This window comes from Tenacibaculum piscium, assembly GCF_021390715.1.
In the GTDB taxonomy this organism is placed as follows: Bacteria; Bacteroidota; Bacteroidia; order Flavobacteriales; family Flavobacteriaceae; genus Polaribacter; species Polaribacter piscius.
In genome coordinates, this window is sequence record NZ_JAJGWT010000001.1 from 177283 (window position 1) to 201746 (window position 24464).

Genomic DNA, 24464 nt, shown 5'->3' on the forward strand with positions numbered 1-24464 from the left:
TATTTTTTTATCTTATATTTTTTAGTCAAAATGTGCTTTGTCAAAAAAAGCATCAGCTTACTATAACTATAATTGATGAAAAAACACAAAAAGTGCTACCCAATGCTCATGTGAGCATCGGCAAGAAACACACCTATACAAACCTTAACGGAAACGCTACTTTTTATCAGATATTCAATGAATTATCAGATAAAAATATCAGTAAAAAACTACTAAAAGTTACACATGTAGGCTATGTTAGTTATCAAAAAAATAGCAGTTTTACTGTTGATAACAACATAAAAATAGCCCTTAAACAAAATGTTTCGATACTAAATGAAGTCGTTATATCGCAAAAACCGATAAAAACATTTTCAAAATATACCGCTATAAAACAAAAAATTGACACGAAATTTTTAGCTCAAAATAGAGAAAATAGCTTAATGCAAACTCTTCAAAATATTGCTGGAATTAGTGCAATAACTATCGGTTCGGGGCAATCAAAACCAACGATAAGAGGGCTTGGTTTTAATAGAGTTGTTGTTATTGAAAACGGTATAAAACATGAAGCCCAACAATGGGGAGCTGACCACGGTTTAGAAATCGACCAATATAATGTTGAAAATATTGAAATCATAAAAGGAGCTTCTTCATTAATGTACGGTTCTGATGCCATTGCGGGTGTCATTAATCTTAAAAATAATACCCTGCCCAATGTAAATTCCTTTGCTGGAGAAGTGAATATCACTCATAAAAACAACAATAATTTATATGGAATTTCATTTGGTGTAAAGCAACGCTACAAACATTGGTATTATAAAACTCGAATAACGCATCAGCAATATGGCGATTACAAAGTGCCTGTTGATAAAATAACCTACGACAATTATATTTTTGATTTACATCAAAACCATTTGCGAAATACCGCAGGGAAAAATCATAATATCGGATTTAGTTTAGGATATACCGATGATACCGTAAACTCAACCACTTATATTAGTAATGTAAATTCTAAAAACGGTTTTTTTGCCAATGCTCACGGGCTGGAAGTTAGAACTTCTAAAATTAATTACGATAAAAGTAGCAACGATATTGATTTACCACTTCATAAAGTAAATCATTTTAAAATAAATAACAATACTCGTTTTTCACTAAAAAACAACACGTTAGATATCGAAATTGGTTTTCAAAAAAACAATAGAGAAGAACATTCTGAACCGATTGCACACGGATACATGTCAAAACCGACAAGTACCATGGAACGCCGTTTTACTAAAAATACCTATAATTTTAATATCAAAAATGAGAATTATTCTTTTGATAATTATAAAATAACAACAGGAATTAATTTAGAATATCAACAAAATAATATTGCGGGTTGGGGTTTTCTTATTCCTGAATATACTCGTTTTACAGTGGGATCTTTTGTGTATAATCAACTAAAAATTAATAAAAATTTATATGTTGATGCTGGTATTCGTTACGATTACGGAAACTTAAAAACACAACCATATTACGAATCATTTTTATCGCCTGTTAATAAAAATGGCATTATTTCAATGCAAAAACTACAACGTGCCACAAAAAATAATTTACATTTTGATAATTTTAGTGCATCCGCAGGAATTAGTTATTCATTAAAAAATAGACTTTATAAAATAAATATCGGTAAGAGTTTTAGAATTCCGTTAGCTAATGAACTTGCTTCTAATGGCGTGAATTATCATATGTACCGATACGAACAGGGAACAATCGATTTAAAACCCGAAAGTTCGTATCAAATAGATGGTGAATTTAAAGCTGATTTTTCTGAATTTAATAATTTTAAAAAAGCAAGTATTCAACTAACGCCTTTTGCCAATTATTTTGATAATTATATTTATTTAACCCCAACTTCTGGCTATTATGAAACGCTTCAGAAATATAAATATACTCAAAACAAGGTTTTTAGATATGGCGGAGAAATTACATTAAAATATAATCCTCTAAAAAAAATAGCATTTACCGCCTCTTTAGAATACGTGAAATCAAGACAATTAAACGGCGAAAAGAAGAATTTTGCATTGCCGTTTTCTCCACCATTAACAGGCGTTCTTTCTTTTGAATATACTTTTAATAATTGGTTTGTTTTTGAAAAAACTACATTTTTCTCGAATCTAAGAAGCACGGCAAATCAACATGATATTGTTCCTCCTGAAAAACCAACCAACGGAGCTACCGTAATTAATGCAGGATTACACACTAATATTTCGGTGTTTTCGAAAAAAAATCCGCTGAAAATTCAAGGAAAATTAAATAATATTTTCAATAAAACAGTTTTTAATCACACCAGTTTTTATCGATTAATTGAAGTTCCTGAACCTAATAGAAATTTTTCAATAACCATTATACAAACATTTTAAGCAATTTTATATCATGAAAAACACACTTAAAACACCTTTTTTTATCACATCTTATAATAATAAAGACCCAATCTTTCTTAATATATGCTGATAAAAAAATAATCATTAAAAATAATCGTGTAAAATAATTTACAAGGTTTATCCATAGAAAAATAAATTAGTTACAAACAGAGTAAAAAACCATTTAAAATGAATTACAAAAAATATTTAAGCATCCTTATTTTAGCAATAACATTAGGCGCTTGTACAAAAGAAGAAATTATAATCGCACCCGCTTTAGGAATTATTAATTTAGAATTTGGGTCAGGACACAGTACCGATAAAACCATAAAACAAGGTGGAAATATCCATATTGGCGCAGGTATTTTTGCGGATGAAAAAATTAAAAATATTCTTGTAGAAATTTATTTAAAAGACAGTGTAAAAGGCGACTGGAAGTTTAAAGAAATATTCACCGAAAAATATATTGGTGCAAAAGAAGTAAATTTTCATAAACATGTCGATATTTCTTATGATGCTAAAGTTACTGATTACGTTTTTTCAATAACTGTGGAAGATGAAAAAGGAAAAAAGAAAACAAGAGAAGATGTTTTAAAAGTAACGCCGTACAGCATTTTAGTAAAAGATGTAAAATACGGAACTGCTAGCGAAAATGATAAAATTGCAATTATAGGAAAAGATTTGAATGTAAAAGCACTTATAAAATCGAAAGATGCTATCAAAAATATTCAATTATTAATTCCTGAATTTGTTGAAGGAGAAGGTTGGAAATATTATATTGAAAAAGAATTAAACTATGCTGATAAAGATATTAAAGAAATATCTTTAAACGAAAAATTAACAATAACAGATAAATTAAAATCAAACAAAACATACGATTTATATATCATTGTTGAAGATAAAAATAAAGAAAAAGTAGTTCTGTCTTATCCATTAACTGTAAAATAATAATCAATATAAAACATTAAAAAAGCCTACTTGAATTTCTTTCTTGTAGGCTTTGTCATAATAATTATATAAAATGAATTTATTAAAATTAACTATCAAATCAACAGGAATTTTATTGTTTTTAAGCTTATTTCTGATAAGTTGTAATGATGAATCCGAAGAAATTGACAAGGAAAAACCGAGTATCAATATTAATTATACAGGCGGATTTCCACAATCGTGTACGGTATTAAAAAAAGGAGAAAAATATATCATAAAAGTAAAAGTTGCCGACAACATCGGTTTGGCTTCCTATGCGATTGATATTCATAATAATTTCGACCATCATACACACGATGACCAAGGAAGTTTGTGCGATTTAAGCCCTATAAAAACGCCTGTTTCTCCGCTTATTTTTATGGAAAATTATGATATTACAAACACACCTAAAACCTATGAAATTTCACAAGAAATTTCAATTCCTACAAATATTGATTCAGGCGATTATCATTGTCAAATTTCAGTAATTGATATTACAGGTTGGCAAAGTAGAACATCGGTTGATATTAAAATTCAGTAATTACGGAAGCCTAAAAAATCTGATATATTTAAAAATATATTAGATTTTTTTTTAATTTTTAAATTACAAATTATTATAATAAAAATTAATAAATTGATTTTTTTTCGATTCGCTTAAGCCCTTTTGTCAGTATTTTATACATCATATCAGGTATTACATCGATTTTAAAATCTTTACCAATATCTGTTCCATTTTCTTTGTCTAAAAAACCAATTACTTCTTGACTCAACATCATTTTTTGATTCCCTAAATCATAAATATTTATAACTACTTTTATTTCTCTATTTTTAGAGTTTTGAATATCTTCTAGCAAAAAAATATTGATTAAGTAATTATAATTTGTCGTTTTTTTAAAATTTATTAAATCTTCTTTTGTCGGATTTTCTGAAATTTCAAAAGGATATTGCTTCCCTTGATTATCTTTAAAATTTTCTTTTTTAACCACTTTTCCTTTCGTCCAAATCATAAATTTATCAAAAACAATAGTGTTTAAATTATCATCAACTGTCCCCCTAATTCCACGAATATTTAACATATTTAATGCCCATTTTCCGTTGGTGTTTTTAAAATCGATTCCGTGTGCAATTGTGTTATAATTATACGTACAAACAACCTTTTTAAAAGAACAGGAAATCATTAAAAAAATTCCAAGAATAACAATTATTTTTTTTAGCATTTCAATTTATTTCTTAAAATTTTTTTGAATTTATTTTGAATTTTTAGCTTCAATCCACTTGCTCATATATTTTGTAGCTTGTATAGTTTGATGCTGTAACAAACTTCCCAAAAAATTTTGTGTGCGATGTTCGTCTAAATTTTCTTGGATTTTTTTCAGCTGATTTATAAAAGGAACTTCAATTTTTTCTTTATCATAAATAGTATTGATAATTTCTATGCCGTTTTTTTGTGATTTTTTCCACAGATTTTCATCCGAATAAATTGCTACCGATTTGTCAGCAAATTCATTGAAATCATCTTCAATAAAACCATTCCAAGGCAGATTATCGTGCATTCCTTCTGCTCCAATAGTTGTGGTAATACTTGGTGTTCCGCAAATCATGGCTTCGGTTAATTTCCCTTTTATTCCTGCACCAAAACGTATCGGAGCTAAAACAATTTTTGCATTTTTTACAACTTCCATCGCATCCGTAGCAAAACCTTTTACTAAAAAACCTTCTTTTTTATTATGTAATTGATTGATTTGCTGAGTTGCATACGCGCCGTAAATATGAATTTCTGCTTTTGGAAGCTGTTTGCGAATTTGTTTCCAAATATGATTTTTTAACGTTAAAATGGCATCAACATTCGGAGCGTGAAAAAAATTCCCAATAAATATAAAATTTTCTCGCTGGTCAAAAGATTTCCAATTATTGATGATTTCATCATCAATTTCAGCTAATAAAAAAGGTAGATGATACAGTAAATTTTTATCAATTTTAAAAATATCTTGAAGCAATTTCATTTCATACGTAGAAATTATCAAACTTAAATCACATCGTAAAATAGACGCAATTTCTCGTTTTGCATCGATAGATTTTAATAAAGCATCCGTAGAAAAAATCTCGCCTTTTTTTAATTGCTGATGACGAGTTTTACGTAAAAAATGCAAATCTTCGGTATCTAAAATACGTAACGCATTCGGGCAATTTTCGGCAACTCGCCAGCCAAATTGTTCTTCCATCATAAAACGGTCAAAAAGTACGATTTCAGGATTTAATTCTTTGATAAAATCATCAAAAGAAGCCGAATTTAATTCAATAAAAACTTCATTTACATCAATTTCCGATAAATTAAATGCTTTTTCGCCCTTTTGTGCGGGCGATGCAAAAGTTATTTTATAATTATTCTTTTTAAATAATTCAATTAATTGTAACATTCTACTTCCTGCAGCAGAAGAATTGGGTTCTACCCAAACATATCCGATAATTAAAAGTTGCTTCATAAGACTTCAAAGTTAGCATAATTAATGTTATTTTTTGATAAAAAGTAATCGAATACATACTTCAGCAAATCAACTATTATATGTAATTTTGCATCTATTATTCTTAAAAAAACAAACATAAAACTGATAAAATGTAACTTTATCAGCAAAACATAAATATTAAAAATACGACTTATGAAATATGATTTAATCATTATTGGTTCTGGTCCTGGTGGATATATTGCAGCTATTAGAGCGGCACAATTAGGGTCTAATGTAGCTATTATCGAAAAATATTCGACTTTAGGAGGAACTTGTTTAAATGTTGGATGTATTCCTTCAAAAGCGTTATTAGATTCTTCACATCATTATTATGATGCTGTAAATCATTTTGAAGAGCATGGAATTACGGTTGAAAAACCTTCTTTCGATTTCACAAAAATGGTTGACCGTAAAGCGAATATCGTGGAAACTACTACTGGCGGAATTAAATATTTAATGGACAAAAATAAAATTACGGTTCATGAAGGTTTAGGTTCTTTTGAAGATGCTACACACGTAAAAGTTACTAAAAATGATGGAACTTCTGAAGTAATTGAAGGTACAAATATCATTATTGCAACAGGTTCTAAACCGAGTACATTGCCTTTTATCAAATTAGATAAAGAACGTGTTATTACTTCTACAGAGGCTTTAAAATTAAAAGAAGTTCCTAAGCATTTATTAGTTATCGGTGGTGGCGTTATTGGATTAGAATTAGGTTCTGTTTACAAGCGTTTAGGTGCTGATGTAACCGTAATTGAGTACGCTCCAAAAATTACACCTACTATGGATGCTGATGTTTCAAAAGAACTTACTAAAGTTTTAAAGAAACAAGGAATGAAAATTAACGCTAATCATGGGGTTACTTCTGTGGAAAGAAACGGTGATGAAGTTATCGTAAAAGCGACTAACAAAAAAGGGGAAGAAGTTACTTTTACTGGAGATTATTGTTTAGTTGCTGTTGGTCGTAAAGCGTTTACAAAAGGTTTGGATTTAGAAAAAGCGGGTGTAAAACTTACCGATAGAGGAATGGTTGATGTAAACGATCATTTACAAACAAATGTTTCAAATATTTATGCTATTGGTGATGTTGTTCGTGGAGCAATGTTAGCGCATAAAGCGGAAGAAGAAGGTGTTGTTGTTGCTGAATTTTTAGCGGGACAAAAACCTCATATTGATTATAATTTAATTCCTGGTATTGTGTATACTTGGCCAGAAGTTGCGGCTGTTGGTAAAACAGAACAAGAATTAAAAGATGCTGATGTTGCTTATAAAGTTGGTAAATTTTCAATGCGTGCTTTAGGTCGTTCTAGAGCTAGTGGAGATTTAGACGGTTTTGTAAAAGTTTTGGCTGATAAAAATACGGATGAAATTTTAGGAGTTCATATGGTTGGTGCACGTGTTGCAGATTTAATTATGGAAGCTGCCGTTGCTATGGAATTTAGAGCATCTGCGGAAGATTTGGCAAGAATTTGTCATGGTCACCCTACCTATTCGGAGGCTGTGAAAGAAGCTGCAAAAGGTGCCTGGGATGGTCAACCTTTAAATGCTTAAACTATTTAAAAATACATTTTTTTTAAAGGTAATCTCGTTTTGAGATTGCCTTTTTTTTTGGAGCTATTTCCCGCTTTCCGCACTCGCTTTTTTTGTTTTAAAAAAAACAAAAAAGAGCTCAAACAATTGCTTCAATCGGGGCTAGAATTCGAGTCCGTCAAGCTAAATTTAGTTAATTTCATAAAATAGCTTTTTTTAATAATAATCAATTCGAGTGATTTTAATAAAAAAAGAGAATTTGAAAGAAAAAAGCAAGCTCAAAGTGAGATTGCTTTTTGTATATATAAATTTTAATTTTATCTAAAGTAATTTAATTATTGAATTCTAACAGTTATTAAAAGTACTTGTTCTTTATTTTTATCATCTGGATTTCCTTTTACTATGGACAAATAATAATTACCCGATTTTACTGTTTTTACACTAAATTTAGTAGCATCGCCAGTAATTTCTGCTCTATCCGAACCATAACCTGAAGCATCTAACGTGCAATTATTATTTGTGTTATTTAAAATTTCAAAATCAACAGTAGTTCCTAATGCTACATAAACATCATAACTTTTTTCTTGATTTGCTGTAAAATAAGGTGTCGCCATACCATATTCTGAAGTTTCTTTCTGAATAACATCTACACCATTTATTTTTATAGCAGCTGATATTAGCATTTTATATTTTACTGTAAAACTTTTTGAATCAGTAGCATCATCTTTTCTTGATACCGTAACAACTACCTCACCTCCTTTTCTAACAGAAAAATTACGGTTTAATTTTAAATAATACTTGCTATCATCTAAAGGTGATTGTTGTATTTCATCAAAAGTTAAAATATTTTCTTTACTAAAAGTAACATTATATTCGCCAATACCTCCTTGAAGAACTAAACCTAAAGACCCTAACTCATAAACAGTTGTAGTGTTTACTTCAACATCATCATTAAAAATAGCTAACTGGCTTGGTGAAATAACAGTTACCGTTACTTTTTGTGTGGTAACCCCATCGGTAAAAGTTAATTCTGCCGAACCAACTTGAGCTGTTTTTATAATTACTGTACGACTACTTGAACCGTATTCATCTTTTATTTCAGCAGTTGCAACATCTGAATTTGTTGAACTTACTTCAATTGCATCTATTTTACCTTCTAAAGTTACTTCAACTGATTTTCCTTTTGGAATTTCTAATGCGGTTTCCGTTACACTTAATGCCTTAAATACTTTTACATCTAAATCTATTTCTTTTGATTTAGCATCGGTAATAACATAACTATCTGAAGCTGGTTTGGTACTATCAAAAACGATAATATTTCCATTAACATCTTCTTGTCCCTCTTTATTTACAATTTTATAGGTTGATTCTGCTTTACTCCAAGTATATTTATCTGTTAAAACATAAGGAGCTGTTCCTGTTAAAACAGTTACGGTTCCTGTTTGCGTTAAAATAAACTCCACTTTTTCTTTATCAAGAGTTAATTCAGGTGCTGGTGTAATTTTAACGGTTATTACAGCGGTTTTTTTGGTTTTAAGGTCTGTTAAAGTTACTTCAGATTCTCCTAATACTTTCCCTGTAATTTTAATATCCATGCCCACTATTTCGGCAGTTGCATTGCTATTATTTACACTTATTTCATACTGGCTAGAACCTGCTAAAATTTTAACGGTAGCAATTTCATCTACTAAAAGATTTACTAATGATTTTTCAATAGCCACATCAGGAGTTTTTACCAATACAGTAATTTCCGATTTTTTATCGGCAGCATCAACAAGCGTAATGGTCGCTGTTCCTGCGCTTACAGGTGTTACTGAAATTGTTGTTTTTTGGGTTTCTTTATCAGTAATTATACTAGCTGTCGCTATTTTTTTATCTGATGAAGTTACACTATAAGCTCCATTTCCTTTTAAAACATTGATAATTCCTGATGTTCCTTTTTCGGTAAGCGTTAATTCTTTACTGTTTAATTCGATATCTACTATAGGAATCGGATCGTCATCAGAACAAGAAACCATAGTGAATAGCGTTAAAAACGCTAATAGTAATACACTAAAAATTAAATTACTTTTTTTCATTTTCTTTGATTTTTACTTTACTTATTTTTATTAAATCTTAATAAGATGCAAAACTACTATTTTAATTATAATCAAGCAATAGTCAATCCTTTTAAATTAAAAAAAAGCACAAAAAAAAAGCCAAACGAAGTCGTTTGGCTTTTTAATATATTTTATTTAGTTTTTAGATTCCGTAAAAAGAACTCATATTGTCTTTAATATCTGAAGATTTTTTAATTGCTTCATACATTTGGAATGTTTTATTTTTTCTTTGATTTGCCAAACGTTTTCTATAAGAATCGTAGTTTGGTAATGTTGTTGGTAATTTTTTAGCTGTTACTTCAAAAGCAAAAACGCCTTTATCACCTATTACATTTTTAATCACGGTATTTTCTTTCGCATTCAGCATTGCCCCTACTACTTTTGGTTCGTATCCTACGCCAGAAATTGTTGGAGATTGTAAGTTTACATCCGTCGCATTTTTAACAGTTACGGAAACTGATTTTGCTATTTCATCTAAAGTAGTTCCTTTAATTTTAGCTTGAATTAAAGTAGCTTTTCTTTCATTCATTAAAATAGGACGTACTTTTGCGGTTGCTTTTTCAGCAGGCATTAATCCTTTTGCTGTTTTTCCTGTTAAAATAGCAACTACATATCCGCCTTCGATATCAAAACGTTTAGACATTCCTTTTTCAACTTCTTTATCAAAAGCCCACGTAATGATTTCTCTTTCTTTTCCTATTCCAGAAACTGTTTCATCTAAAGATTGTAATCCAACAGCTGTTTGAGATGTTAATTTTTGTTCTTTTACAACTTCTTCAAAGTTTTTTGAATTTGTTAATGCCAAAGCAAAAGTTTCTGCATTTTTAAAAACAGCATCTTCAGTGCTTTCTGATGGTTGAATTTGACGACCAAATGTTGCTAATTTAACAACTGGCTGAAAATTCTTTTGACCATCAATTTTAATTACATGAAATCCAAATGCTGATTTCACAACACTTACCGCTCCTTTCTCTCCTTCAAAAACAAAATCTCTAAAAGAAGGAACCATCGTGTTATAGGTAAACCAATCGTAGAAACCTCCTTTTTCAACAGAACCTTTATCCGAAGAAAATTCTTTTACTAAAGCAGTAAATTTAGCTTTATTTCCTTTACTTTCCTTTACAACAGCTAATAAACTATCGGCCGTTTTTTTGGCACTTTCTTCCGTTTGAGTTACCGTAGCATCGGCGCTAGAAGCACCTATAAAAGGAATTAAAATATGACTTGCTTGTACCGAATCTGGTAATTGAGTAATTTTTGTTATTTTTGATAACTTAAAATGTCCAGCATCTTTATAAGGACCAAAAACATCGCCTTCTTTACCTTTAAAAATTTGCTCAGCAACAACTTGTGGTACTTGAGATTTAAATTTATAATTCGTATCTAAGGTAATATCTGAATCATTTTCTGATAAAAAATCAGCGTAATTTGTAGTGTTTTTTAATCCTTTTACAGCAACATTTCCTTTGGTAACTGAATCGTCAATTAACCTTGCAATTTGTGCTTTCAGTGTATTTTCGTCTTCAATTGTTGGTTTAATATCAAACTTTACAAAATTAATATCTCTTGAAGCCTCTACTTGAAAATCTTGCGAATGCTTACTGATATATTTTTGAATATCACTTTGTCCTATTTTTACTTCATCATCTTTAATTGAAGTGTACGGAACATATACATATTTACCCGAAATTTTGGTATTTTCTGTTAAATATTGTGTTTCTCCTTCTTTTAAGGATGCTCCTAAACCAGCAGCGACAAGGTTATCGTACGCGGTTTTCTCAAGATTATCTTTTAAAGAAGTCATATAATTTTGCCAATTTCTCCAATCCGCTCCATTTTCTTCTTTAATTGTTGCTAAAAACTCTTTCAGTTTACTTTTATCTAACATCCCCGATGTTTGAAATCTTGGGTCATTTTTTATAAACTCGGTTTCATATAAAGTATTCATAATATCCGCATCTCCCACAGTAATTCCTGCTTCTTCTAGCTGAGTTTTATAAACTTTTTGTCGTACTAAATTGCTCCAAACAGTTTTCGCCGCTTGCATTTCAGAAACACGATTTCCTGTTTGTGTTTTATAAGCATCTAAAGCTTCTGCAAATTCTTGGCGTGAGATAGTTTCTCCATTTACTTCACCAATTTCATTTACTTTACTTGCACTAAAAAAATCTGATATTGTAGAAGGGTCTAATACAAAAGCAAAAAGTGCTAAACCTATTACAAGAATTAAGAACATTGAACGTTCTCTAATTTTCGATAAAATTGCCATACGTTATTTATTTTATTAACAGTGAGCGAAAATACAATTTCGCATTATATAAAGCAATGTTTTTTGATGCTGTTTTTGAAGTAACACTATTTTTAAGTTTCTTTATCCGTTACTTTTAAGTATAAATCATCAATTTTAGTGGCACTTACTTTGAGTATTTTTAGATAAAAATTATCGATATGTAAAATAGTTCCTTCATCGGGTATGGTTTCGGTATGATTGATTATAAAACCGCCTAATGTTTCATAAGCATCTTCTTTGGGAATATTTAAATCGTATTCTTCATTTAGATAATTGACTTCTAAACGTGCTGAAAAATTAAATTCTTCCGCATTAATTTGTTCTTCTAATAATTCCTGACTATCGTGTTCATCTTCGATTTCGCCGAACAATTCTTCCACGACATCTTCAACAGTAATAATTCCTGAAGTTCCGCCATATTCATCAACAACAACGGCAATACTTTTTCTTTTTTTCATTAATCCGTTTAAAACGTCATTAATAATCATGGATTCTGGCACAAAATCAACTTCTAAATGTATTGCTTTAATAGAGGTCGGATTTTTAAATAATTCAAATGCATTTATGTATCCTAAAATATCGTCTAACGAATTTTTGTAGACTAATATTCTTGACAATCCTGTGGTTATAAAAACATTTTTAAGATTTTCTATAGATTCTTCGATATCAATCGCCATGATTTCGGTACGAGGCACCATAATTTCTCGTGCTTTTACCTTGTGAAATTCCAAGGCATTTTGAAAAATTTGAATTTCAGAATCAATTATTTCAGCATCATTTCCTTTGTCTAATTGCTCTGAAATATAGTTTCCTAATTCCTCTTTACTGAACTCTGTTTTGGTTTCATTTTCTCGTATTCTAAAAAATAGAAACAGAAAAAAATCGGAAATTTTAGTAATTACCCAAGTAATTCCATAAAATAATAAATAAAAAACATAGGCAGGAAGTGCAAAGAATTTAAGCATTTCATTGGCATAGATTCTAAAAATTGTTTTAGGTAAAAATTCGGCTGTAACTAATATAATTAGGGTCGATATTATTGTTTGTGTTAATAAGCTTAAATCATCTAATAAATAATTTATAAAAATAATATTGGTTGGCAATGCCATTTGAAACCAATTCATTAATAATTGCCCCATAAAATAACTATAAATTACCAAGGCAACATTGTTTCCCACCAACATTGTGGTAATAAATTTTGATGATTTTTCAGTAAGTATTGCTAAAATTTTAGGTAAAAAACCTGCTCTTTTTTTCTCTAGCTCAATATGTAATTTATTGGCAGAAATAAAGGCGATTTCCATTCCTGAGAAAAAGGCAGAAAATAATATTGCGGCAAAAATTACACTAATTTCGAACTCCATTATTTATTTTTAATCTTCTTAATTATGTTGATTATTTATTTTTAGCTATTTCTTTTTTGGCTATTTTTTCTTATTGATTTTTTGTTGATTTCTTGCAGATACCTTTCGTCTAAAGTGTCGTTTAAAAAAGAAAATTAACGTTATAAAGATAGCAAAACCGAACAGAATAAATGCTTCTTGTCTATCGGAATTAAATTTTAAAATTCCTTCTATAAAAAAAACCACACCAATAACGAGGTATCCGTACTGTAAATATTTCCAAAAAGTAGTCATTTTATTATTGATTTTTGTGTTGATTTTTATATTGATTTTTTGTGTCTTATTTTTGATTTTCGTTGATTGTTGCTTCCATATTTCCTGTAATATCTTTGGCAATCCATTTGGTTAAATTTTCTTTTGATTCAAAACCGAAACCATTAATAGTATCTTGTAACGTTGTTAATCTGAAGCCATTTTCGGTAAAAAAGTAATGTTCTTTTTGATCCCAAAATAACTGATTCGTTTCTAATTTGGTATTTGCTTTATAGTTGGTAATTACTACATTTCCTTTAATTTCAGAAACGGAAGTTTTACGATATGTAATCGCATAATTTCCTTTTATAGATGTCGAATCTTTTGCTTTTTCATCAATAGAAATAATGGTAATTCCTTTTGGAAATTCACTATACGGATGTTCTTTACGATTTGAAAAATCATAAAAAATAGGCGCTTTTGTTTTTGAAGTAATAATACCTGAATCTTTTTTAATATGATAGATATTTTTAGCCATTCCAACGGGCATATTTTTATCGGCTAAAAAATCTCTTACTTCTTTTTTGGAGTTTACGCATGAAAAAAGCATTGTTACCATAAGAATGGCAACAATGCTTTTGCATGTATTTGTGATATTTTGTTTCATCAAAATTTATTATGGAATACGAACAGTTTCACCAATCCAACATCCAATTTTATGTGTTGCTCCTGAGGTAGCACCTTTTTGGAAAATTAATTTTTTTGATGGCATATTTTTCGTGTAACTAGAAATATATCTACCAGCCCCACATCCTGGATCTACTTTACTCGCTTTTAAAGCTTTGTTTAAAGCCGCTACATACACCATTCTTTTTTCAAATTCATCACTACCACAAGAATTGGCACTTCTCTGATATAAACTTGCGATAAATAAATATGCTTTCCCCATATTTGGGTTATATTTTAAAGCTTCATATGCTAAAGCTCTAGCGCTACTTCCGCCAGTACTTTGTGCTTCTCTTAATTTATACTTTGCTTTTTTGAATGGATCAGATTCTAAATCGAATGCTTTTTTTCTCATTTCACTAGCACCACTTTTATCACCATTTTTAGCTAATACTCCTGCTAAGAAATTGTATGCATCAGAAGATTGTGTTGTTTCAGCATATGATTGTGCTAATTTTTCAAACAAAGGATCTGTTTGGCATCCTTTATTATACATTCTTGAAACGGCTCTTTTCAACCAAACTCCATCTGTTTTTTTATCTTCATAATCTCTGGTATAAATAGGGATTAATCGTTCACAAGTTGCAATTTTAGAAATCATGGCATCTAAACCACCTTCAACCATTCCTAAAGAAGTTGAGTTTGTTGTATATGCTTTTACATTTCTTTTTTCTGTAGCACTGATTGTTCCTAAAGAATCTTTTACTTGTAATTTTGCTAATTTTTTATTGTAATCTTCTAATTTTTCATTAACAGATTCCATTACATCATCATAGGTATCAAAAACTTTTTGCGGATTTGTATCTTTATTTTTTTCTGCAATAGTTTCAAAATATCTAAAGATATTCTTCACACCCATATCTTTAGGAGAAACGTCGTATGCTCTTTTCAAATATACAAAAACCTCATCATCAGTCGCTAAATTATTTTTGATTAAATACGTAGCATAATCACTATGTGCTTTCGCGGCACCTTTCACAGGAAAATTTATTAATCTAGCTTCATAAATTCTTTTAGCTAATACAGGATCTTTAGTTTTTTCAGCAATTTTAGCACCGTATTTATAGATATTAACCGATAATTTAGGGCAATTTGTTAAAAGGTATTCTAGATTTGTTTTTGCAGCATCATATTTTGCTGTTTTTGTGTCTCCTTTAAAAAGATTGTATTTTATGTTACATTCTTGACTTGCTTGTGCCTTGACACCGCTTGTGGCTACAAACAAAAATAATCCTGTTAGTAAATACGTAATTTTTTTCATCTTAATTATTTTTGGTTTTTTTTATGTTAATCTATTTTTCTTTTATGAAACCACTTCGTACTATTCAAAGATAAGCTTAATCGAACGTTAAAATATTTTTCTTTTATTAAGTTGTAGTTGGTTGTTCCTTTTTGCCCGTATTCAAATCCGATATTAATATTTGATAATTGTCTTGGCAATGGCAATCCTAGTCCAACATTTATGCCAAAGTCTCTTATAGTTGTAAAATCAGTATTATTTTGTATTAAGAGTCCTGTATCTTCGAAACGCAGTCCGGCTCTATAGGTAACTCTATCCCAGTAGCTTGACAGCGAATTTATTTTAGGGATATAATATCCTCCTATTGAGAATTTACTTGCATCATCATATTTGTAATCATTTCCGTTTGCGATTGCTGAATTATGTGTACTTAATGCGCTTTTAAATTCTTGATTAATTCCTATATACCATTTATTGATAGCTCCTAATCCGATCCCGAAAACAGTTTTTAACGGCGTTGTTATTTCTCCATCGATGGCTTTATCGAAGTGTATTTGTCGTTCTATTTCTTGTCCTGATGTGGTTACATTTAAAGCATACATTTTTTTATTTCCTTTTACTGATAGCCCATTTTTCAAGGTAATTGCGGCTCCAGTGTATAGGTTTATTTTATTTCTTAATACGGTTTGATATTGTGCACCAAATTTAAATTCTTCTCCTCTTATGCTTACTTTTTCTTGATATTTTGTAGCAGAAGTGATGTTTGCTTGTTGGTTTAAAATATTATTTTCTAGATTTCCAAAAACATATCCTGCTTGTATTCCTACAGAAAGTCCTTTAACGACATCAATTCCAAAACTAGCGTATATTTTATTAGTTCCTCCTTCGCCTTTAAATGAGGTGATATTATTTTCATTTTGAGTATCCAATAATGAATATCCTACGGATGAGAATGGTTGTAATCCTACGGAAAGTCCTGCTTTTTTGCCTAGGGGAAATCCTAGAGCGACATATCGTAGACTTGTTGAGCTTCCTGTTTGCGAGGTATTTTCTTTTTCAAGTGTTAAAAAATTTGAATTTGTACCAATTCCATAAGTAGCGACTTTTAAGGAAGCGTTGGCTGCTGGATTGATAAAATTTAAATGATGCGTATCTTTTAAAGCGACTCCAATTCCTCCCATAGTTGCTTGTTCTACGGTTACTTCTTCAAAATTTTCACCGATTCCAAAGTAAGAATAGGGCGATGCGCTGTTTGTTTGTGCGGTAATTGAAATTGCACTAAATACGAGTACTACTATTATAAATTTCTTAATCATTCGTTAAATTATGTGTCAAAACAGTATGTAATCCTTCCAAAACAAAATTTGGATTGGCAAATATGCCACTTTTTAATTGTTTAGCCAAGAAAAAGGTGTTTCCTCCTGTTAAAACAACTGTTAAATCTGGATACTTTTTTTTATATTGATTGATAACGCCATTTATTTCTTGGCATACGCCATTAACAACGCCCGAATGTATGGAAGTATTTGTATTAAATCCAATAAAATCGTCAACTTCTTTTGGTTCTAACAATGGTAATTTGGCGGTAAAAGTATGTAAAGCCTTGTATCTCATTTCGATTCCTAAAGAAATTGCGCCTCCTAAATATTCTTTTTTATGATTGATAAAATCAAAAGTAATGCAGGTTCCCGCATCAATAACGAGTACATTTTTCTTCGGATAATTTTTCACGGCGGCAGCTGCGAGCGCGATTCTATCAACGCCTAAAGTTTTTGGTGTTCCGTAACGATTTATAAACGGTACTTTTGTTTGATTCGTTACATAAATAGGATTTAACAACTTTTTTAGTTCTTCGGATATTTTTTCTGAAATCGTAGCTACTGACGCTATAATACTTGCTGAAATTGTATATTTTGAAATTATTTTTTTGATAATTTTTATAAGTTCAGAAGTATCAAAAGCAATAAAATCGATAATGTTATCATCTTGAAAAACAGCTAATTTAGCTCTTGTATTTCCGATATCGATACTTAAATTCATGGTCGTATTTTTTTAGATTTCAAAGTTACTTAGATTTTTTTAATAAAAACATCTTCAAAAAATTTGGATAAGTGAAAAAGTGTTGTATATTTGCACCCGCTAAACGAAAGTAGCAAACTGGTGCCTTAGCTCAGTTGGTAGAGCAAAGGACTGAAAATCCTTGTGTCCCTGGTTCGATTCCTGGAGGCACCACAATAATTTTTTCAATTGCAAAATTGCTAACTTTATTTGTTACTTTTATATAAGCACAACGGTGCCTTAGCTCAGTTGGTAGAGCAAAGGACTGAAAATCCTTGTGTCCCTGGTTCGATTCCTGGAGGCACCACCGCAAAAACCTGAACATTTAGTTGTTCAGGTTTTTTTGTTTTAAATTAAAAAATACCGAAATAATTATTTTTTTGATAATTCTAGTGATTTTAATTATTTTAATGACGAAAATAAATTAAAATTAAAAAAATATGGTGTTATTAATAAAACTTCATAAATAGGCTTAGCCCCGATTGAAGCAATTGTTTGAGCTCCTTTTTTTGATTTTTCTTCAAAAAAAGAGCGAGTGCGGAAAGCGGGAAATAGCTTCAAAAAAGATGTATCTAAAAAGAACTACCGCATCCTCAACCAACCTAAAATTTGATTATTTTTAATTTTCCACCTATTATTTTCTTTTTTTAAACCAAATGCTACTCTCGATTTGCCTAAAACACCTGGGTTTTGCTGTATAATTTCAATTTTACCATCATTTACTTTTGATACAATTGAAACATGACCATACTTATTATAAATAGTTCCTCCATAAACCAACAAATCATTTACTTTAGGTTTCGACCTACTCGCATTGGTAAATTGTATTAAATTTCGAGCCTTATTTAAGTTTCCATCTTTTATTTTTTTGTTGAAAAAATCTTTTGCATGTCCGTAACTATTAGGCATTTTATGATGCAAATATTCATAATAATAGCGTTTTACAAATTCTACACATTGATATTTTAACCCAATATTATATCCATCTTTAGCACGATTTCGCCCTTTTACAGTTCCTACTTGCCCGTTATAATACACCACAACGCCATGTAAACTATCTATTTTATCACCAAATACATAATCTAATTTCAAAGAAGTGGTTTTCATCATATAAAAACCGCCAATAAACAGCCCTAAAACAATAATAATCAAGAGGTTAATTTTATTGTTTTTTGTCATTTTATTAGAAATTTGAATTATATTTATTTACAATAAATCTATTTAGAAAAGATAAAAAAGACTAAAAATAAGCCAATAAAAAGAATTAATCTAATATAAATAGTACATTTACATCGTAAACGATTTAATTTTGCGAGATTTAAATTATTTTTCACATCAATTTTCAAAAAATTAATTAATATTTTTAAAATAAAAAACAATAAAAAAAAATGGAAAAATCAATTACAACAAATAAAACTCAAGATGTTTTTAGAATTATTATAGGAGTTTTTATGATACTCGCTTCCATAGGTCATTTAACTTTTTTACGAGTAGAATGGCAAGCTCAAGTGCCTAACTGGGTTCCTTTGGATAAAAATTTAGTCGTAATTTTATCGGGTATTGTCGAATTAATTTTAGGACTTTCCATGGCGTTTTTAACAAAATATAAATCGTATGTTGGTTGGGCACTTGCTATCTTTTTTGTACTGATATTCCCTGGAAATATTGCACAATATATTAATAAAGTCGATTTTCGAAGCTTAGATTCTGATAAAGCACGTTTTATTCGTCTTTTATTTCAACCAATTTTAGTGATTTGGGCATTGTGGAGCACAGGAGCTTGGAAAGCGTGGCGAAACAGGAAACAATAAAAAAATAGCTTAAAAAATCAATATTAATGATCGCCGAACAATTAAAATTATCAAATCAATTTTGCTTTCCTATTTATGCAACTTCTCGATTAATTATCAAATTATACAAACCTTATTTAGATGATTTAAAACTAACATATACCCAATATTTAGTGATGCTAGTTTTATGGGAAAAAGATACTGTTTCAGTAAATACTATTTCTCAAAAATTATTTTTAGAATCGAATACTTTAACGCCCTTGCTCAAAAGAATGGAAGCAAATGGACTTTTAAAAAGAAACCGTTCTAAAAAAGATGAACGAATTGTACTTGTGCAACTAACCAAAAAAGGACATGAATTAATGATTCCCGCAAGTAGTATTCCTAAAAAAATTATGGAACATCTTGAAAATGAAAACATCAGCAAAGAAACACTTTTAAATGTAAAAAAAATACTCTGTAAATGGCTTGATTAAAAAATCAGGATTGAAAAAAATTGTAAATTAATGTTAAATTAAGAGCATCAGATTAAACTTTTTATAAAAAATAACGTCATAGATAACGTAAACAATTACTTAAAAACTTAAATTTTATAAAATGAAAAAAATAATAACAGTACTCGTATTTGCTATCGGATTTACATTAACAACACAGGCTCAACATGGAAAAAGAAATCATGGAAATAAAGAAAATGAAAAATTAACAGTAGCTCAAAAAACAACGTTAGCCGTTAAAAAAATGGCGCTAAAGCTAGATTTAACAGCATCTCAACAACGTGAAATAACACCTTTATTAGCCGAAAAAATTGCTAAACGAAAGGAAAATCATCAAAAAAGAAAAGCGATTAAAAAAAGTGGTGAAAAAAGAAATGAATTATCTGCTAATGAAATTTTCGATAAAAAAAATGACCATCTAAATACACAGATTGCTTTTAAAGCAAAGATGAAACGTATTTTAAATAAAGAACAATACGAACGATTTGAGAAAATGAATCATCGAAAAAAACATAACGGAAGAAAGAATAAAAAACATTTAAATCAGCAAAAAAAAGGATAAAAATCACGAATACTTAGTTTCAAAAAGCCCTAATTTATTTCTAAAATAGGGCTTTTTATTTTTATTTAAATTATTTTACTATTCCTCTATTTCCTCTTTGAACCAACTTGAATATTCTACATAATTATTGGCAATTCTATCAATTTCTCCTGAAATTAATTCTTTTGAAATATCTTTCACTTTTTTCGCTGGAACACCTGCATAAATACTACCACTTTCAACACGTGTATTCTTAGTAACCACAGCGCCTGCCGCAATAATAGAATTTGATTCTACGACACAATCATCCATAATAATACTTCCCATTCCTATTAAAACATTGTCGTGAATCGTGCAACCATGTACAATCGCATTATGCCCAACCGACACATTATTTCCAATAGTTGTTGGCGATTTTTTGTAGGTTGCATGCACTATTGCACCATCTTGAATATTCACTTTATCGCCCATTTTTATATAATGTACGTCGCCTCTAATTACGGCATTAAACCAGACACTGCATTGTTTTCCCATTTGCACATCGCCTACAATTGTTGCATTTTCAGCAATATAGCAATCTGATGGGATTTGAGGTTCTTTTCCGTTTATCGTTTTTATAATTTTCATTATTTTGGATTTCTTAAATTTTAAAGTCTTTTTCTAGTTTTTCAAGACCACTGTGATGCGTCCATTTATAATGATTCCCGTCAAAATCCGTAGCAAATATTTCGTCATTAATTAATGCCGATACTCTATCCTGATTATTCTCAAAATAAGAAAATTTAGAATTAATTTCTATTGTTTTATAAATTGGTTCTAAAGCAAGTAATCCTGTAAAAGTAAAAAGACCAACATTAAACGTACTATCTTCTCTATCTATACGAACTTTTTCATAAATAGAGCTATCGTTAATCCATTCATAATCCCAAGCTCTCCAATCAAAAATAAAATCAATTATTTGCTTTCCAGATTTGTCAATAAAACCCCATTTTTTATTTTTTTCTACAGCTATAAAACGATCATCAACCCAACCTTCATCAATACCATCAAAAAATTCTGTAATAATATTTCCTTGAAAATCCATTAGCGCATATTTTTTATCATCGTGCTCTTTTGTAGAATCATTTACAACAAAAGTTACTCCATTATCGAAAGGTTCATTCGTTAAAATGCAACAATTATATATCGTATATTTATATTCTTTAATCAATTTACCTTTACAATCAAATAAATAATTATCGATATAGACAAATTCGTGTTCGTCAATAAAAGATATTTCTTGAATAGGATAGCCTAATTTTTCAATATCAGATTCGTAATACCTATTATTTATATCATATGCACACATAAAAAAAATTTAGTTAAGTTCTAGTTTTTCACCAATACTGATACTATTATTTTTAAGTTTATTCATTTTTTTCAATTGACTCACCGATATTTGATATTTTCTAGCAATTGAATATAAGGTATCTCCTTTTTGAACACTATGATACGCAACTTTTGAGCTTATATTTTTAGTTTCTTGTGCAGGATTTTTAATTTTATCATATTTTGATAAATTATATTTCTTAATAATTCCTATTAATTTCTGCGGATAGCGTTTATCGGTGGCATATCCAGCCTTTCTTAATCCGTATGCCCAGCCTTTATAATTGGTATGTCCTAAGTTAAATAAGCTTGCATAACGGCTTCTAGAAATTAAAAACTGCGAATGATCTTCGTAGGAAGTTTGTGGATATTTATATTTTCGAAAACACTCTCCAATTTCGTCATCATCATGCGTTACACTTTTTCCTTGCCAACCTCTATGGCATTTAATTCCAAAGTGATTATTCGAGCGAATTGCCAACGCACTTCTTCCACTTCCCGACTCTAAAACACCTTGTGCCAAGGTAATACTGGCAGGAATTTTGTGTTCGTGCATTTTTTTAACAGCGATTGGTGCAAATTTTTGAATATATGCTTCTGTATGATTTACCGTTGTTTTCAGTGGTTTTTTGACTTGTTCTAACTGATAAATTTCGGGTGTTATTTCTTTTTGTTGTAGTACTACTTTTTTTCTTTTTTTAGAAACTACATTTTTATTTGAGCCACAACTTACTAAAAAAGTGGTTGCTATTGCGATGTAAAAAATTGATTTTAGAGTCATTAAGTTGTAATTAATTCTTTATTTTGATGCTTTAATTTTTGATTTATTCCTGTAATTCCTTGCAAACCTCCTGTATGAATTGCTAAAATTTTAGAATTATTTTTAAACTGATTATTCTTTATCATCTCTAAGATTCCGAATAACATTTTGGCAGTATAAATTGGGTCTAATAGGATATTTGTTTGTGTTTTAAACGCGTTTATAAAACGAATTAATTCTTGATTATATTTTGCATATCCGCCAAAATGATAGGTTGTTTTTAGCGTCCAATTTTCGTTAATTTTATTATTTTTGATTAATTCTTGTATTTCTTGTTGTAAAAAATCGCCTTTTAAAGCGGGAAAACCGATTATTTTCTGATGTTTTTTGGCTGATTTTATCAATCCAGCAATAGTTCCTCCCGTTCCGATTGCGGTACAAATATAATCGAATTTACAATCTTTTTCTGTTAATATTTCTTCACATCCTTTAATTGCCAAGGGATTTGTTCCACCTTCGGGGATTAAATAAAAATCTCCAAATTCATTTTTCAATTCTTGTATAAATTCTTCGGATGTTTTATTTCGATACATTTCTCGGGAAATAAACTTAAATTCCATGCCATTTTGATGCGCTTCTTGTAAGCTTTTATTTCCTTGGAGTGTTTTTTGAATATTTTTAGCTAATTCATCGCCACGGATAATTCCAATGGTTTTGAAACCTGCTAAATTTCCAGCGACAGCAGTTGCTACAATATGATTTGAAAAAGCTCCTCCGAAGGTTAGCAAGGTTTTTTTTTGCTGATTTTTGGCTTCTAAAACATTGTATTTCAGTTTTCGGAATTTATTTCCTGATACAAACGGATGAATTTTATCTTCTCGTTTAATATATAATTCAATATTTTTTTCTTTTAAAATAGGAAGAATTATTTGTTCATTTTCACTGATAAAAGTTTTTGTAAAAAAAGAGTTTTCGTTTATAGTTTCGTTTGTGTTTTCGTCTGTATTTTCATTTGTATTGAGCACTGCAAAATTATTTTGACAAAAATACTAGATTTATCAATTAATTAACGTGTATTTTAAACTTGATTTTACAATAAAAAAACACGAACTTGTTTGCTTTATAAATTATAATTCAGATTTCTAAATATCTTAATAAATATGGAAAAAAAATTTAATATCGCTGTACTTATTGACGGAGATAATGCACAACCAAAATTATTAAAGGAAATTATTGAAGAAGTTTCCAAATACGGAAAAGCAACTATCCGAAGAATTTATGGTGATTGGACAACGCCACAAATGAATAGTTGGAAGGCAATTATCAATCAACATTCTATCAGCCCGATTCAGAAATTTTCATATACTACGGGAAAAAATTCTACAGATGGTTCCTTAATTATTGACGCTATGGATATTTTACACGGAAAAAACACCGAAGGTTTCTGCATTGTTTCTAGCGATAGTGATTATACAGGACTTGCAAAACGCATTCGAGAAGAAGGACTTTTTGTGATGGGAATTGGCGAGAAAAAAACACCAGCAGCTTTTGTAAAATCTTGTGAAGTTTTCACATTTACCGAAAATTTAAAAAATGAACAAAGCGAACAAAATGAGCAAAATGAGCAAAATACTCAAAATGGAACTATCAAATTAAAATCATCAAAACAAAATACGAGTTTAAAAAGTAAAGAACACTCAGAAAAAGTAAGGCTTTCAAGAGAAGATTTAAAAACAATTGATAAGGCTTTTGATATTTCAACTAACGAAGAGGAAAATGCCTATATTTCTACTTTAGGCGTAAATATTCGAAAAATTGATCCAAGTTTTGATCCGAGAAGTTATGGTTTTAAAAACCTTACCCGTCTTTTTGAAAATATTGATAAATATGAAGTTATTAAAAATGAAGTTGGTGGTTTAAATCATCCGTTGTTGAGAATTAAGTAAGAGCCTGTTTAAAAATTAAACTATCGTCATGCTGAATTTATTTCAGCATCGCACAAGGCTAAGAACTGTGGCAAATCAGGATGCGAAACTGAAATAAATTCAGTTTGATGGATTCGATTTTCATAAAAAAAACCTACTCACTAAAATCATTTAAGATTCTTATAAGTAGGTTT

Annotated in this window: 22 protein-coding genes and 2 tRNA genes; 10 read left to right on the forward strand and 14 right to left on the reverse strand. The window is 29.7% G+C overall.

Annotated elements, in window-relative coordinates; translation table 11 throughout:
- Positions 1–32: 32 nt before the first annotated feature.
- From L0U77_RS00800 to L0U77_RS00810, 3 genes are all read left to right on the forward strand, one after another.
- Complete coding sequence (locus L0U77_RS00800; RefSeq protein WP_233900619.1) at positions 33–2381, forward strand: TonB-dependent receptor; 2349 nt, start codon at positions 33–35, stop codon at positions 2379–2381.
- Between the two features lie 189 nt (positions 2382–2570).
- Positions 2571–3329, forward strand: a complete 759-nt coding sequence (locus tag L0U77_RS00805; protein WP_233900620.1) for a DUF4625 domain-containing protein — start codon at positions 2571–2573, stop codon at positions 3327–3329.
- Positions 3330–3402: 73 nt separating this feature from the next.
- Positions 3403–3888, forward strand: coding sequence for a DUF4625 domain-containing protein (locus tag L0U77_RS00810; protein ID WP_233899718.1), 486 nt, complete (start codon positions 3403–3405; stop codon positions 3886–3888).
- A gap of 85 nt (positions 3889–3973) precedes the next feature.
- Here L0U77_RS00810 and L0U77_RS00815 read toward each other — a convergent pair whose 3' ends face one another.
- Both L0U77_RS00815 and L0U77_RS00820 read right to left on the reverse strand, forming a co-directional pair.
- Positions 3974–4564 carry a hypothetical protein gene (locus tag L0U77_RS00815; protein WP_101917953.1) on the reverse strand — a complete coding sequence of 197 codons (591 nt, stop codon included), beginning with the start codon at positions 4562–4564 and terminating at the stop codon, positions 3974–3976.
- 30 nt (positions 4565–4594) lie between these two features.
- Positions 4595–5830: a glycosyltransferase gene (locus L0U77_RS00820; protein ID WP_233900621.1), complete on the reverse strand. Its 1236-nt coding sequence runs from the start codon at positions 5828–5830 to the stop codon at positions 4595–4597.
- 174 nt (positions 5831–6004) lie between these two features.
- Here L0U77_RS00820 and lpdA point away from each other — a divergent pair, with 174 nt between their 5' ends.
- Positions 6005–7405, forward strand: coding sequence for a dihydrolipoyl dehydrogenase (lpdA, locus tag L0U77_RS00825; RefSeq protein ID WP_233898233.1), 1401 nt, complete (start codon positions 6005–6007; stop codon positions 7403–7405).
- 314 nt (positions 7406–7719) lie between these two features.
- Here lpdA and L0U77_RS00830 read toward each other — a convergent pair whose 3' ends face one another.
- The 7 genes from L0U77_RS00830 to L0U77_RS00860 all read right to left on the reverse strand — a co-directional run bounded on the left by L0U77_RS00830 (position 7720) and on the right by L0U77_RS00860 (position 17374).
- The gene (locus L0U77_RS00830) at positions 7720–9462 is read right to left on the reverse strand and encodes a hypothetical protein (RefSeq protein ID WP_233900622.1); all 1743 of its coding nucleotides are present in this window, start codon (positions 9460–9462) and stop codon (positions 7720–7722) included.
- 163 nt (positions 9463–9625) lie between these two features.
- Complete coding sequence (locus L0U77_RS00835; RefSeq protein ID WP_101917956.1) at positions 9626–11752, reverse strand: peptidylprolyl isomerase; 2127 nt, start codon at positions 11750–11752, stop codon at positions 9626–9628.
- Between the two features lie 92 nt (positions 11753–11844).
- Positions 11845–13137: a hemolysin family protein gene (locus L0U77_RS00840; protein WP_101917957.1), complete on the reverse strand. Its 1293-nt coding sequence runs from the start codon at positions 13135–13137 to the stop codon at positions 11845–11847.
- Positions 13138–13456: 319 nt separating this feature from the next.
- On the reverse strand, positions 13457–14035 hold the full coding sequence (lptC, locus tag L0U77_RS00845; RefSeq protein WP_233861210.1) for an LPS export ABC transporter periplasmic protein LptC: 579 nt from the start codon (positions 14033–14035) through the stop codon (positions 13457–13459).
- A 9-nt stretch (positions 14036–14044) separates the two neighbouring features.
- Positions 14045–15355, reverse strand: a complete 1311-nt coding sequence (locus tag L0U77_RS00850; protein ID WP_101917959.1) for a hypothetical protein — start codon at positions 15353–15355, stop codon at positions 14045–14047.
- Between the two features lie 26 nt (positions 15356–15381).
- On the reverse strand, positions 15382–16650 hold the full coding sequence (gene bamG, locus L0U77_RS00855) for a BamG family beta-barrel-assembly machinery protein (RefSeq protein ID WP_193699639.1): 1269 nt from the start codon (positions 16648–16650) through the stop codon (positions 15382–15384).
- Positions 16643–17374, reverse strand: coding sequence for a type III pantothenate kinase (locus L0U77_RS00860; RefSeq protein ID WP_101917961.1), 732 nt, complete (start codon positions 17372–17374; stop codon positions 16643–16645). Before L0U77_RS00860 ends, bamG begins: the two co-directional genes overlap by 8 nt.
- A gap of 119 nt (positions 17375–17493) precedes the next feature.
- On the opposite strand from L0U77_RS00860, the gene L0U77_RS00865 reads away from it, so the two are divergent.
- Both L0U77_RS00865 and L0U77_RS00870 read left to right on the forward strand, forming a co-directional pair.
- Positions 17494–17566 (forward strand) — tRNA-Phe (locus tag L0U77_RS00865).
- Between the two features lie 60 nt (positions 17567–17626).
- Positions 17627–17699 (forward strand) — tRNA-Phe (locus tag L0U77_RS00870).
- A gap of 275 nt (positions 17700–17974) precedes the next feature.
- Here L0U77_RS00870 and L0U77_RS00875 read toward each other — a convergent pair.
- Positions 17975–18571 (reverse strand): CHAP domain-containing protein, encoded by a 597-nt coding sequence (locus L0U77_RS00875; RefSeq protein ID WP_101917962.1) that lies wholly within the window; start codon positions 18569–18571, stop codon positions 17975–17977.
- Between the two features lie 209 nt (positions 18572–18780).
- On the opposite strand from L0U77_RS00875, the gene L0U77_RS00880 reads away from it, so the two are divergent.
- The 3 genes from L0U77_RS00880 to L0U77_RS00890 all read left to right on the forward strand — a co-directional run bounded on the left by L0U77_RS00880 (position 18781) and on the right by L0U77_RS00890 (position 20238).
- A complete protein-coding gene (locus L0U77_RS00880; protein WP_233896943.1) occupies positions 18781–19203 on the forward strand; it encodes a DoxX family protein in 423 nt (140 codons plus the stop codon).
- Between the two features lie 26 nt (positions 19204–19229).
- Positions 19230–19658, forward strand: a complete 429-nt coding sequence (locus tag L0U77_RS00885) for a MarR family winged helix-turn-helix transcriptional regulator (protein WP_233896942.1) — start codon at positions 19230–19232, stop codon at positions 19656–19658.
- 121 nt (positions 19659–19779) lie between these two features.
- Entirely contained in the window at positions 19780–20238 is a 459-nt protein-coding gene (locus L0U77_RS00890; RefSeq protein ID WP_233896941.1) for a hypothetical protein, read from the forward strand.
- Between the two features lie 78 nt (positions 20239–20316).
- Here the strand turns inward: L0U77_RS00890 and L0U77_RS00895 are convergent, their stop codons facing one another.
- From L0U77_RS00895 to L0U77_RS00910, 4 genes are read right to left on the reverse strand one after another with little or no spacing between them, the layout of a single operon-like run.
- Complete coding sequence (locus tag L0U77_RS00895) at positions 20317–20844, reverse strand: gamma carbonic anhydrase family protein (protein WP_233896940.1); 528 nt, start codon at positions 20842–20844, stop codon at positions 20317–20319.
- Positions 20845–20857: 13 nt separating this feature from the next.
- Positions 20858–21565 carry a hypothetical protein gene (locus L0U77_RS00900; RefSeq protein WP_233899706.1) on the reverse strand — a complete coding sequence of 236 codons (708 nt, stop codon included), beginning with the start codon at positions 21563–21565 and terminating at the stop codon, positions 20858–20860.
- A gap of 9 nt (positions 21566–21574) precedes the next feature.
- On the reverse strand, positions 21575–22366 hold the full coding sequence (locus L0U77_RS00905; RefSeq protein ID WP_101917968.1) for a glucosaminidase domain-containing protein: 792 nt from the start codon (positions 22364–22366) through the stop codon (positions 21575–21577).
- Complete coding sequence (locus L0U77_RS00910) at positions 22366–23292, reverse strand: 1-aminocyclopropane-1-carboxylate deaminase/D-cysteine desulfhydrase (RefSeq protein ID WP_233897113.1); 927 nt, start codon at positions 23290–23292, stop codon at positions 22366–22368. Before L0U77_RS00910 ends, L0U77_RS00905 begins: the two co-directional genes overlap by 1 nt.
- A 213-nt stretch (positions 23293–23505) precedes the next feature.
- Between L0U77_RS00910 and L0U77_RS00915 the strand changes: the two genes are divergently transcribed.
- Positions 23506–24291 (forward strand): NYN domain-containing protein, encoded by a 786-nt coding sequence (locus L0U77_RS00915; RefSeq protein ID WP_233896938.1) that lies wholly within the window; start codon positions 23506–23508, stop codon positions 24289–24291.
- Positions 24292–24464 lie beyond the last annotated feature (173 nt).